Source organism: uncultured Photobacterium sp. (assembly GCF_947502415.1).
GTDB lineage: Bacteria > Pseudomonadota > Gammaproteobacteria > Enterobacterales > Vibrionaceae > Photobacterium.
On sequence record NZ_CANMZV010000014.1, the window covers coordinates 50159 to 63621 of the forward strand.

Consider the following 13463-nt stretch of genomic DNA (forward strand, 5'->3'; position numbering starts at 1 on the left):
TAGTGTTCCTCTCCTTTATGCGGTTACCGAAGCCGGGCTTAGTTCGCGAATATCGACAAAATGTCCGGCGCAGGCAGCAGCGGCAGCCATCGCCGGGCTGACCAGGTGGGTACGGCCATCCCGTCCCTGGCGTCCTTCAAAGTTGCGGTTGCTGGTAGAGGCGCAGCGCTCACCCGGGCCAAGGCGGTCATTGTTCATTGCCAGGCACATTGAACAGCCCGGCAGGCGCCACTCAAATCCGGCTTCGATGAAAATTTTGTCCAGCCCTTCATGTTCCGCTTGAGCTTTCACTTGCTCTGATCCCGGAACAACCAGCGCCTGAACATTCGGGGCAACTTTACGGCCTTTGGCTATGGCTGCTGCGGCGCGGATATCTTCGATCCGGGAGTTGGTGCATGAGCCGATGAAGACCTTGTCGATATCAAAATCAGCCAGCTTTTTGCCCGCTTCCAGGCCCATGTAGGTAAGGGCTTTTTCAGCTGAGGCTTTCTCAACCGGATCGCTGAAGTCATCCGGTGACGGAATGTTTTCGTCGATAGCAATGACTTGGCCCGGGTTGGTGCCCCAGGTGACTTGTGGTTTGATATCTTTGGCATCTAAGGTGACAACAGCGTCGAATTGTGCCCCCTCGTCTGTTTTCAGGGTCTGCCAGTATTTCACTGCAGCTTCGAAGTTTTTATCGACCGGAGCAAAATGGCGGCCCTTGATATAGTCGAAGGTGGTTTGATCCGGGGCGATCAGGCCTGCTTTGGCACCTAATTCAATCGCCATGTTGCACACCGTCATCCGCCCTTCCATGGACAGCTCGGTAATGGCTTCGCCGCTGAATTCGACCACATGGCCGGTTCCGCCTGATGCGGTAGTTTTACCTATGATGGCCAGCACGATATCTTTGGCAGTGATTCCCGGTGCAACTTTGCCTTTGACTTCGATTTTCATGGTTTTGGCGCGCGCCTGCTTCAGGGTCTGGGTCGCCAGAACATGTTCGACTTCGGAGGTGCCGATACCGAAAGCCAGTGAGCCGAACGCACCGTGGGTGGCCGTGTGTGAGTCACCGCAGACAATGGTCATCCCCGGCAGCGTAATGCCCAATTCCGGGCCCATGACATGGACGATACCCTGATATTTATGGTTCAGATCATACAGGGTGACGTCGAATTCCTTGCAGTTTTTGGCCAGGGTTTCCATCTGGATCCGCGCCATTTCGCCAGAGGCTTTAATGTCTTTGGTCTGGGTTGAGACGTTGTGATCCATGGTGGCGAAGGTTTTTCCTGTCTGGCGTACCTTACGCCCTTTTTCACGCAGGCCGTTAAAGGCTTGTGGAGATGTAACCTCGTGGACCAGATGGCGGTCGATATACAAGATGGGGTTTTCGCCTTCCGCTGCGACGACAACGTGGGCACCGTATACTTTTTCATATAGCGTCTTGGGCGCTTTAGTTTCGGTATTTGACATTGCTCGGTTGCTCCTCGTTGTTATGCCTGACGGATATAGGCGGCGATCCTGTCACCCATCTCGCTGGTGCTCAGTGCCGGGGCATTGCCTGCCAGATCGGCTGTCAGCTCGCCAGCTTCCAGTGCCTGAGATACAGCTTGCTCAATGGCTTGGGCTGCGTTTTCTTCTCTCAGGCTATAGCGCAGCATCAGGGCTGCAGACAGGATCTGGGCGACCGGGTTAGCGATGTTTTTGCCGGCGATATCCGGTGCTGAACCACCAGCTGGCTCGTACATGCCGAATTTGTCCTGGTTCAGGCTGGCTGACGGTAGCATGCCCATTGAGCCGGTGATCATGGCGCACTCGTCCGAAATAATGTCACCGAAGATATTGGAGCACAGCATGACATCGAATTGCGCAGGATCTTTGATCAGCTGCATGGTCGCATTGTCGATATACATGTGGTTCAGGGTTACTTCCGGGTAGTCCCTCGCCACCTCTTCGACGACTTTACGCCATAAGATTGAGCTTTGCAGAACGTTGGCTTTATCAATCGAGTAAACATTCTTATTGCGTAGCATGGCTGATTCAAAGGCGATACGAGCGATGCGCTCAATCTCGTAGCGGTGGTAGACCTCGGTATCAAATGCTTTTTCCTGCGGGCCTTCGCCTTCGCGGCCTTTCGGCTGGCCAAAGTAGATCCCGCCAGTGAGTTCGCGTACCACGACAATGTCAAAACCGCGCTCGGAAATGTCGGCACGAAGTGGCGAGAAGCGCTCAAGTCCAGTATGGATTTTTGCCGGGCGCAGATTACAGAACAGTTGGAAGTGTTTACGTAGCGGCAGCAGGGCACCACGCTCAGGCTGATCGTTGGGTGGCAGGTGTTCCCATTTGGGGCCTCCAACGGATCCGAAAAGGATAGCGTCGCTCTCTTCACAGCCTTTCAGAGTTGAATCCGGTAGCGGGCAGCCATGGTTATCAATGGCGATACCGCCAACATCGTATTCGCTGTACTCCAGCGTGAAGCCAAATTTTTCCTGGACTGCAGCCAGCACCTTGTGTGCCTGCTGCATGACTTCTGGGCCAATACCGTCACCCGGTAGAACGGCAATCTTATATGTACCTGCCATGGTTATACTGTCTCCATATGGGATTTTTGTTTGATTTCTGCAATTTGTTCGGCGCGGTGAATACTGTTGATCACGTGAAGCAGCGCCTGGCCGGAGGCCTCGACGATATCGGTCGCCAGGCCGGTACCGTGATATTTGCGGCCTTTATAGTTGGCGATGATATCTGCCTGACCTAAGCCGTCTTCCCCTTCACCTTTGGCGGTCAGGTCGAATTTATCCAGCACAATGTCATAGCCCGTCAGGCGGTAGATACACTGGTAAAGCGCATCAACCGGGCCGTTGCCGACAGCGGCCTCGCATTTTTCATCATCGCCGCACTGTAGTTTGATTGTGGTTGTAGCCATGACACTGCCTGACTGTACGCTCAGGTAGTTCAGTTTGAAGTAGTCGTCTTCTTCGCGCAGGTTGGCAAAATACATCAGGGCTTCTAGATCATAGTCAAAGACCTGTCCCTTGCGGTCGGCCAGTTTCAGGAAGTCGGCGTACAGTTGGTCAAGGTCGTACTCTTTCTCGGTGTATCCCAGCGAATCCATGTGGCTTTTAACTGCAGCCCGGCCGGAGCGGCTGGTCAGGTTTAGTGCCTGGTTCTTCAGGCCAATAGACTCCGGCGTCATGATTTCGTAAGTGTTTTTGTTCTTCAGCATGCCGTCCTGGTGGATGCCAGAGGAGTGGCTGAAGGCATTGGCACCGACAATTGCCTTGTTGGCTTGGATTGGCATGTTGCACAGTTGGCTGACCATTTTGCTGGTGCGGTGGATTTCTTCATGGTTGATATTGGTCTGGACACCCAGGAAGTCGGCGCGGGTCTTGATTATCATTGCAATTTCTTCCAGCGAGCAGTTACCGGCACGTTCACCGATGCCGTTGATCGTTCCTTCTATCTGGCGAGCTCCGGCCTGGACAGCTGCCATCGAATTAGCCACTGACATGCCCAGATCATCATGGCAATGGACGGAAATAATGGCTTTGTCGATGTTGGGTACACGGTTGAAAAGCTGGGTGATGATGCCGCCGAATTCATTGGGCAGGGTGTAGCCGACAGTGTCTGGAATATTGATGGTACTAGCGCCCGCATTGATCGCGGATTCGACCATCCGGCACAGGTTGTCAATAGGGGTACGGCCTGCATCTTCGCAAGAGAACTCGACATCGTCGGTGTAGTTGCGTGCCCGCTTGACTGCCGCGACGCCCATCTCGATAACGTCATCATAGCTGCGGCGCAGTTTGTCCTGTACATGGATGGTTGACGTTGAAATGAAGGTGTGGATTCGGAAGGCTTCAGCTATTTTCAGTGATTCAGCTGCGACATCAATATCTTTGGCAACGGCGCGGGACAATGCACAGACTCGGCTGTCCTTGATGTGTTTGGCAATGGTCTGCACGGATTCAAAATCACCCGGTGATGAGACCGGGAAGCCGGCTTCAATGACATCGACCCCAAGGCGTTCAAGCGCATAAGCGATCTGCAGTTTTTCTTTTACCGTTAAGCTGGCCGAAAGGGCCTGCTCACCGTCGCGCAGGGTGGTATCGAAAATTATGACCTGATCTTTCATTGCTACTTCCTTATGTTGGCCTGCCTGTTATATGACTTGGTCTGCATCCGCTGCGCTGGCCCTATATGAAAAAACCCGCGCAGGTTGCGCGGGTTTTGCTGTATTCGTTAGTGGTGTTTCCCACCCAATAGCTACCCGCGCGAATTATTCACGATAATGAGGAGGCTAAGGAGTAGAGAGAAATATTTTTGCATTTTTTAAATGATATCCACGATGTTGTTTAACAAATGAATACCAAATAGACAGGTTAAACGTCAACCATAAATTGATGATTTATTTTTGTTGTTTGTTTAATTTGTTGATTGTTATGGCTTTTGCCTGTCTTTTTATTTGCAGTGTTACCGACGAAAGGCCGCTTGCCCGAACATATTTCAGTATAACGAAGGTATTACCAAGGAATACTTTTTCGCATTTTTTTAACAGATTGCGGGGGCTGGCAACTGATAAAAAGTTGTCCTGATATAAAATTAATCAAATGATTAATTATCGCTGAATAAATCTACTGCGAGCTGTGGTGGGATGTGGAGTAAATTATTAATCAGCTGATTAATAAAATTGGGATGACGGGTAGACATTATGGCAGGAAAAGCAGGGCGGCCAAGCGGGGATTCTGATGCCAGGGAGCGGTTGATTACTGAGGCAAGAAAGCTTTTTGTCGCGCTTCCCTACAGTAAGGTATCAACCCGGATGATTGCATCAAGAGCTGATGTAAATGTGGCGCTCATTCGTTATTACTTTGGTAACAAGGCCGGGCTGTTCGAAACCATGTTGCGGGAAACGCTGGCCCCGATCCGAGAGAAATTTCAGCAGGCGATTAACATCGGTGATATGGAGAGCATTGGTGAGTTAATGCGTACTTACTATCGCATTATGGCTCCGACACCGGATCTGCCTAAGTTGATTGCCCGAACGATGATGATGGAGCCCGGTGATCTGCAGCGAGCCACTATTGAAAAAATGTTTAATGAGATAGCTCTGCCTGCTGAACAGCTGATGTTCGATAAAATGAAAAATATCGGGATATTGCGGGATGGCGTGTCACCGGTAAAGGCTCGGATGACTTTTATGAGCATGATGATATTTCCGTTTCTGGTGCCGCCGGCGCTGCTTGGTTTCCACGGCATTGACCTGAACGAGGAGTGGCTGATGGAGCTGGCGGATCATAACGTCAATGTCCTGCTCCGGGGAATTTTGGCACAGGGAGGCAGTGAATCTAATGACGTTCAATAGAAACTATCTTATTTTTCCCGCGATCCTGGCCGGGTTAGCCATTCTGGCGCTGGCGATAAATTTGCGTCAGGCTCCGGCGGTGAACCCTACGATGAATAAGGCCCGCCCGGTGGATGTGATTAATTTACAACAGTTGCTGCTGGCGCCAGTCGTCACGGGGTTTGGCCGGGTCAGGCCTAAAGTGGAGTGGCAGGCTATTGCGGAAGTGTCGGGCAAGGTGATCTATCGCCATCCGGGGCTGGAAAAAGGACGCGTATTGGATGCAGGAACTGTACTGCTCAAAATTGACCCGCTGGACTATGAGTTGCGTTTGGCCCAGGCTGAGTCGGATGTCAGTTCAAGTCAGGCGCAGCTGGCAAAATTAGCTCTGGAAGAAGAAAATCTGCGTGCGACTCTGAAAATCGAGAAAAACCGTTTGCAGATCAGCCGGAAAGAGCTGACTCGCAAAAAGGAGCTTCGGCGTAAAGGGCTGACCTCGCAGTCGGCCGTTGATCTTGAACTGCAAAATACTCTGACCAGCCAGAAAATGGTGCAGGATATCGAAAATCAGCTGACGGTGTTGCCTAATGAACGCAAAGTGGCGCAGGCGCAGCTCGAGGTGAACCAGTCTCGGGTTGCAGAGGCCCGTCGTTCGCTGGAGAAAACAGTGATCACTTTGCCGGTGGATGCCCGGATTTCCAGTGTTGGTATCGAGCAGAACCAAGTCGTCAATGCCCAGCAGAGTATGGTGGTGGCACACGGGATTGATACCGTGGAAATTGATGCCCAAGTGGCACTGCATGATATGCAGGTTCTGGCATCCAGCCTTACCCAGTACACAGCTCATGCCGATGGTCGCCCGCGGGCCGATCAGCTGGATCTTACTGCCAGTATTCAACTTTCCAGCGGTAGCTTTACTCAACAGTGGCCGGCAAAGGTGGCCAGGATCAGCGATACCGTCAGTGCCAATCAGGCCACGGTCGGGGTGATCCTCGAAGTGAGCCAGGATTACAGCCAACTTTCACCGGAAAGCGCTCCTCCCTTGGTGAACGGAATGTTTGTTGAGGCTCGTCTGGCCGGGCAGCCTAATGCACATTGGGTGATCCCAGAGCGGGCCTTGCACGGTGATAAGATTTACCTGGTCGGCGAAGGCAATACACTGGAGATCAAGCCGATAACGGTGTTATTTCGTCGTGAAGGAAAAGTGGCGATTCGCGGTGAGCTTTCTGCCAATCAGGAATTGATCGTTAATGACTTGTTGCCGGCGGTGGCGGGGATGTCGCTTCAGATTGTCACCCGAAACAATGAGTCAGTTAAGAAGAGCTCGGAGAAAGAGGAGCCCGCCTCATGATCCGTTTTTTCTCTCGTCACCCGACAGCGGCTAACCTGTTGATGGTCTCGCTGCTGATTTTCGGTATCGTGGCTCTGCCGCAGATCAAACGGGAAACCTTCCCTGAATTTTCCCCGCCCTATATTCTGGCTTCTGTTGTGTATCCCGGTGCTTCGCCGCAGGAGGTTGAAGAAAGCATCTGTATGCGGATGGAAGATGCGGTTGATGGCCTTGCTAACATAGAAGAAACCCGCTGTGAGGCAGTTGAAGGTTCGGCCTCTTTGATCCTGAAGTTGACCAGCAGCGATGTGGTGTCGCGGATGCTGGTGGATGTTCAGACCCAGATCAACGCTATTAATGATTTTCCGGCCGAAATAGAGTCACCGATTGTCCGTGAGCTGGACTGGAATGAGCCGGTGGTTGACGTGGCGATTAGTGCAGATACCAGTTGGCCGCACCTTAAAGCGTATGCTGAGCAGCTTAAGCGTAAGCTGAAGCTGGATTACGGGGTGTCATTGGTAGAAGTGGCTGGTTTTTCCACCCATCAGATCCGAATTGAACTTAAAGAGGCGCCATTGCGCCAGTTGGGGCTGAGTGTTGCTGATGTTGCGGATCGCTTGTCTCGCCAGAACCTTAAATTGCCCAGCGGGAATATTGAGCTGGCAGAGAAAAACTTACTGATCCGCTTTGATGAGCAGAAGATCAGCCCAGAGAAGCTGGCACGTACGGTGATCGGAGCCGATAGTGGAGGGGCTTTACTGCGCCTCGGCGATATAGCGACGATCACCGATCGGTTTGAGCTTGATGAACAAAAGATACTGTTTGACGGCAAGCCGTCGGCGCTGTTGAAGATCAGTAAGAACAAGGCTGATGATGCCCTGCGGATCAAAGGCCGGGTGGTGCAGTTTGTTGAGGATGAGAACCAGATAGCCCCGAGCGGGGTGACGCTCAGCCTGACCAATGATATTTCTTCGGTGTTGTGGGATCGCCTGACGATGATGGTGAAAAACGGTGGGCAGGGGGTTGTACTGGTGTTTGCCACCATGTGGCTGTTTTTTACATTCCGCTATTCATTTTGGGTAGCGGCGGGATTGCCGGTTGCGTTTCTCGGTAGCCTGTTTTTGATGGCTGGGTTGGGGCTATCAATCAATATCATGTCGTTGGTTGCCTTGCTGATGGCGATCGGGATCATGATGGACGATGCCATCGTGATTGCCGAGTCAATTGCCGCCCATCTGGAACGGGGTTTGTCAGTACCTGATGCTGTAACCAAAGGGGTGAAAAAAGTCTTTCCTGGCGTGCTGTCTTCTTACCTTACGACTGTCTGTATCTTCGGTAGTTTGCTGTTTTTGGAAGGCGAGATGGGGGCGGTACTGAAAGTCGTGCCAATGGTGCTGATTCTGGTGCTGACCTTGAGCCTGGTTGAGGCTTTTCTGATCTTGCCAAATCACCTGAGCCATTCCCTGAAAAAGCAACGCGAACGGGGCCGACGCAAACGGCGTCCATTGGCATTTAAGGCTCGCTTCCTTAAGCGATTTGAGGCATTTCGTAACAATCAGCTGGTAACGGCTGTCGATGCGGTTGTTCGCTGGCGTTACTTGTTCCTCGGTGGTGTGATTGCCATGCTGCTGGCATCAGTTTCCCTGTTGGCTGGCGGGGCATTGAAGTTTGTCGGTTTTCCTGAACTTGATGGTGATATTGCTGAAGCGCGGGTCATTTTGCCGCCGGGTTCTTCCCTTTCACAGACTGAGCGGGTTGTGGGGCAAATTGTGGCGGCAGCGGAAAAGCTCAACCAGGAATGGAGCGATAGCAAGGAAGGTGGCCGTACCTTGGTTGAACACATTACCGAGCAGTACAACTTCAATGCCGATGCTGATGAGAGTGGCCCGCATGTTGCGACAGTTCGTCTTGATATGCTGGGGGCTGAATCACGCAATACTGTGATTGACGAATTTATCGCAGCCTGGCGTGAAGAGGTCGGGGTGATAGCCGATCCGGTTTCCATGGTATTCAAGCAGCCGATGGTTGGCCCCGGTGGTCGCGCTGTTGAAATACGGATGCAGCATGATGAGCTTGCTCAGCTTAAGGCTGCATCGATTGAACTCCAGCAGTTCCTTAATCAATTTGATGGGGTTTCCGGTGTCCTGGATGATATGCGGATGGGCAAACAGGAAGTGTTGGTGAAGTTACGGCCGGGGGCAGAAAGTTTTGGAATTGACGGCCAGATGATAGCTTCGCAGTTGCGGGCGGCTTACTTTGGCCGTACTGCGGATGAAATCCAGATCGGCCCTGAGAATATCGAAGTTGAGGTTCGTTTTGATAAGCAGGAAGCGGCCAATTTGCAGACCCTGGCAAGCTTTCCTGTGATCCTGAGTGACGGGAGCCAGATCCCGCTGGCTTCGATTGCGGTGCTGGAATACCAGCGCAATTTTGTCCGTATCCAGCGGGTGAACGGAGTCCGGACCCTGAGTGTCTTTACCGATCTCGAGAGCAGTAAAATCAGCTCGACAGAGATCACCCGGCAGTTCCGTTCCCGGTTGATGCCGCAATTACAGCAGGATTATCCCGGTCTGCGTTTTGATTTCGAAGGTGAGGCCAAGGATACGGCGAAGACCGGGCAGTCGATGGCGGTTGGTTTTATGCTGGGGGTGTTCGGAGTATTTGTGATCCTCAGTTATCAGTTCCGCAGTTATCTGGAACCGTTTGTGGTGTTGTTGGCGATTCCATTAGCCTTGATTGGCGTCTTTTGGGGGCATTGGCTACTGGGTTTTGCCCTAAGTATGCCCAGTATCATGGGGTTTGTTTCATTAGCCGGGGTCGTGGTGAATGATTCTATCCTGCTGGTGCAGTATATCCGCCATCATGTCGATGAAGGCGATAGTGTGCATGACGCGGTGGTCAAGGCTAGCCGGGAGCGTTTCCGGGCCGTGTTCCTGACCTCGCTTACTACGGCGGCGGGGCTGTTGCCGCTACTGTTGGAGACTAGCTTGCAGGCGCAGGTGATCCAGCCGTTAGTGATTTCTATTGTGTTTGGGATTTTCACTTCGACTCTGCTGGTACTCTTTATGATTCCGGCAGCCTACGCCATCTTGGCTGATTTCAACCTGGTGCGAAAACATGAGGTGTTGGTGACGGCTTGAGTTGTCGGTTAATGAACAACCATAAAGCAACGGGGCCTCAGGGCCCCGTTGCTTTATCTTTAGTTCGTGAAGGCTTGCAGCTCTTGGTCGTGTTTATCCTGATTGGTATCACTGTGATGAATTGAGACCGCAGCTCTGGTGGTAAGTGGAATTTCCTGATGATGTTTTTGACTCGATGATGGAATTTTAACTGTCAGGACGGACAGCAAAGCGTGAAATTTCAATCACTGATATCTATTACAGGTTGGAAAAAACGTTGACCTGAGGTGAGTGGAGGGTATTTATTTTGAACAAAAAAGCATCGGTTTTTGCTTATAATTACGCCTTTATTTTATTTATAGTTATTTTAGATCTTTTTAGAAGAGGTTTAATGCTTTGATTTTAAATGATTTATATTCTGAATTTTGACGTTTGCTTATAACTATTTACATTTGCTCATTTTCGCCTATTGGTTTCATCAATCTATTTGAATAATACTTGCCGCATCCCATTCAGGGGGCAATTGGTTAGGGGCGGAGGATATGCTCTTTTACTCAAGCGGTGGCATAACGGATTTTGCCCCAGACATTATTGAATTAGAGGCAAAATATGACGCGAACAAGTTCATCTATTCACCAGGCTGATGGTTATAAAATGGAGTCAAATTTACGCAGTGTTGATCTGAATTTGCTCACCGTTTTTGATGCCGTCATGCAGGAACAGAATATTACCCGTGCGGCACATAACCTGGGTATGTCACAGCCCGCGGTAAGTAATGCTGTTGCCCGCCTGAAGGTGATGTTTAATGATGAACTGTTTATCCGTCATGGGCGTGGTATCCAGCCGACCCAGCGTGCGAAGCAGCTGTTTGGTCCTGTCCGCCAGGCGTTACAGTTGGTGAAGAACGAGCTGCCGTCATCGATTTTCTCGCCGGAGACGTCGAACCGCACTTTCAAGTTGGCGATTTGCAGTCCGTCTGATATGCGCTTTGCACCTCGTATCCTGCGAAATGTTGCCGAAGAGGCTCCGAACCTTCGCGTACAATTGGAAGCTGAGTTTGATGCTGAGCTGACTCAGAAAATGCGCTATCAGGAGGTGGATTTCGTCATTGATTATATTCGTTTTGACGAGCCTGGGTTCTGCAGCACCGAGCTGTTCAGTGATGAACTGGTTGTGATAGCGGCCGGTAATCATCCGCGCATTGGTGATACGCTAACTGAAGCGGAATTTGCGGCAGAAAAGCACGCGGTACTGAAGTCGATTCCGGGTGTGAAATTGTTTTCTGACCATATTTACAACCAGCACACCAATTATCATGAGGCCTATCAAGGCGCTAGCCTTAGCAACATTATGTACGTTGCTGGCCAGTCTGATTTAATTGCCGTGATGCCACGTTGGCTGGCGGAATCAGCAGCTCATAATCAGCAGCTGAAGATCCTGCCGCTGCCGTTTGATTCGGCGAAAATCAGTGGTTACCTGAGCTGGCATGAGTCGTCGCAGAAAGATAAGGGCCATATCTGGATGCGTGATCAGCTACTGGAAGTGTGTGGTGATAACTCATACTGATCTCTCTATTTAGGAATATGAAGCCGGCGTTAGCCGGCTTTTTTGATCGCAGTCAGCTTGAATAAACAAGCGAGCAGTACTTTCTCACACTTTGTGTTAATTCTATTAATAAGACGTATAAACCCTGTATTGGCAAGGGATAGGGACTGAGAGCACGGCAACATAAAATGTAAAATATTGTGCTTTATAGTTGCCTTTTTTGGTGTCGGCTGTAGACTTCGCTCCTCTAATAAGCTTACAGGTGTAAGCTAAAATGGCAGAGTAGTTATGGCTGAACGTGATTTTCATATCGTAAATCGAATTCGTACCCAGATTGCCCGTTTGGGTGATCGGGTTGCACTGCGTCATCAGGTTAAGGGCCAATGGCGGGATATTAGCTGGACTGAGTTTGGTGAGCAGATCCATCAGCTTGCTTTGGCAATCTTAAGCCAGGGGCTTAACGTCCAGGATAAAATCGGTATTTTTTCAAGTAACATGCCGCGCTGGACTGTTGCTGATTTTGCAGCTTTATATAACCGCTGCGTAACGGTACCTATCTATCCGACCAGTACCCCACAGCAAGCAGCATACATTATCAACAATGCTGATATCCGTATTCTGTTTGTGGGCGAGCAGGCTCAGCATGACGCGGCGGTGGCAGTAGCCGCTGAATGTCCTCAGTTAGAGCGCATTGTTGTGATGTCTGATGAGGTTGAACTGGCTGATCATCCACTGGTATGCCGCTACGATGATTTTGTTCAGCAAGGTTCTGAAGATATTCAGGCTGAGCTGGAGCAACGCCTTTCACAGACAGCGATGGACGATCTGTTCACTCTGATCTACACCTCAGGTACGACAGGCACTCCGAAAGGGGTGATGCTGGATTACGCCAATGTTGCGGGTCAGATTGAAGGTCATGATGAAAAGTTGGCGCTGGATGAAGGTGATGTTTCGCTGTGTTTCCTGCCGTTGTCACATGTATTTGAGCGTGCTTGGACGTTTTATGTGCTGCACCGTGGTGGTGTTAACTGCTACCTGTCTGATACCAATAAATTGCGTGAAACTCTGCTGGATGTGAAGCCAAATGTGATGTCCGCAGTGCCTCGCGTTTATGAGAAAATTTACTCTGCCGTTCACGATAAAGTTTCTCGCGCACCGTTCCATCGCAAGGTGATGTTTACCTGGGCCGTTAACATGGGCGCCCGTATGGCGCTTTGCCATCAGGAGCAGCGCAAGCCATCGCTGCTGCTTAAGAAGAGCTATAAGTTGGCCGATAAGCTGGTGCTGTCGAAGCTGCGTAAGATTTTGGGCGGTCAGATCAAGTTCATGCCATGCGGTGGTGCCAAGCTCGATGAAAGCATTGGCCGTTTTTTTCATGCTATAGGTATCAATGTCAAGCTGGGCTATGGGATGACCGAAACTACTGCAACGGTTTCTTGTTGGGACGATGAGTGCTTCAACCCTGACTCTATCGGTATGCCGATGCCGGGTGCTGAAGTGATAATTGGTGAAAACAACGAAATTTTAGTGCGTGGCCCGATGGTAATGCGTGGCTACTACAAGATGCCGGAAGAAACAGCTAAGAATTTCACTGAAGACGGTTTCCTGAAAACCGGTGACGCGGGTCATTTTGATGAAAATGGTAACCTGTTTATCACTGATCGCATCAAGGAGCTGATGAAGACATCAGGTGGTAAGTATATTGCGCCGCAGGTGATTGAAGGAGCTATTGGCAAAGACCACTTTATTGAGCAGATTGCGGTAATCGCGGATACTCGCAAGTTTGTCTCTGCGTTGATCGTACCGTGTTTTGAGACTCTGGAAGAGCATGCCCGCGAGCTGAATATCAAATACCAGGATCGCCTAGAGCTGGTGAAGCATAGTCAGATCCGTGAGTTGATCGAAAAGCGGGTGGTTGAACTGCAAAAAGATCTGGCTCGATTTGAACAGGTGAAGAAGTTTACTCTGTTGCCTATGGCTTTCTCGATGGATAAGGGGGAGCTGACCCCGACACAGAAGTTGCGTCGTAAGGTGATTCAGGATCGTTATCATCAGGAAATCGAGATGATGTACGAAGAGAGCCACAAGAGTTCGGTGAGCCAGCATTAATTACAGGCTGATACGCTTGCAGTCTTGAACATAT

At 50.7% G+C, this 13463-nt stretch carries 8 protein-coding genes; 5 read left to right on the plus strand and 3 right to left on the minus strand.

Annotated elements, in window-relative coordinates; translation table 11 throughout:
- Nucleotides 1-15: 15 nt before the first annotated feature.
- Genes leuC through leuA form a run of 3 tightly spaced genes read right to left on the minus strand, consistent with a single transcriptional unit; the run spans nt 16 to nt 4117 of the window.
- Nucleotides 16-1455, minus strand: a complete 1440-nt coding sequence (gene leuC / locus Q0852_RS15170) for a 3-isopropylmalate dehydratase large subunit (RefSeq protein ID WP_299019361.1) — start codon at nt 1453-1455, stop codon at nt 16-18.
- Nucleotides 1456-1475: 20 nt separating this feature from the next.
- Nucleotides 1476-2564, minus strand: coding sequence for a 3-isopropylmalate dehydrogenase (gene leuB, locus Q0852_RS15175; RefSeq protein ID WP_299019362.1), 1089 nt, complete (start codon nt 2562-2564; stop codon nt 1476-1478).
- Nucleotides 2565-2566: 2 nt separating this feature from the next.
- Nucleotides 2567-4117, minus strand: a complete 1551-nt coding sequence (gene leuA / locus Q0852_RS15180) for a 2-isopropylmalate synthase (RefSeq protein ID WP_299019363.1) — start codon at nt 4115-4117, stop codon at nt 2567-2569.
- A 576-nt stretch (nt 4118-4693) separates the two neighbouring features.
- On the opposite strand from leuA, the gene Q0852_RS15185 reads away from it, so the two are divergent.
- The 5 genes from Q0852_RS15185 (at nt 4694) to Q0852_RS15205 (ending at nt 13429) form a co-directional block, all read left to right on the plus strand.
- A complete protein-coding gene (locus Q0852_RS15185) occupies nt 4694-5347 on the plus strand; it encodes a TetR/AcrR family transcriptional regulator (protein ID WP_299019364.1) in 654 nt (217 codons plus the stop codon).
- Entirely contained in the window at nt 5334-6677 is a 1344-nt protein-coding gene (locus Q0852_RS15190) for an HlyD family secretion protein (RefSeq protein WP_299019365.1), read from the plus strand. The genes Q0852_RS15185 and Q0852_RS15190 overlap by 14 nt, the downstream gene beginning before the upstream one ends.
- Nucleotides 6674-9796, plus strand: coding sequence for an efflux RND transporter permease subunit (locus tag Q0852_RS15195; protein ID WP_299019367.1), 3123 nt, complete (start codon nt 6674-6676; stop codon nt 9794-9796). Before Q0852_RS15190 ends, Q0852_RS15195 begins: the two co-directional genes overlap by 4 nt.
- A gap of 588 nt (nt 9797-10384) precedes the next feature.
- A complete protein-coding gene (gene leuO, locus Q0852_RS15200) occupies nt 10385-11341 on the plus strand; it encodes a transcriptional regulator LeuO (protein ID WP_299019368.1) in 957 nt (318 codons plus the stop codon).
- Between the two features lie 267 nt (nt 11342-11608).
- Nucleotides 11609-13429: a long-chain fatty acid--CoA ligase gene (locus Q0852_RS15205; RefSeq protein WP_299019370.1), complete on the plus strand. Its 1821-nt coding sequence runs from the start codon at nt 11609-11611 to the stop codon at nt 13427-13429.
- Nucleotides 13430-13463 lie beyond the last annotated feature (34 nt).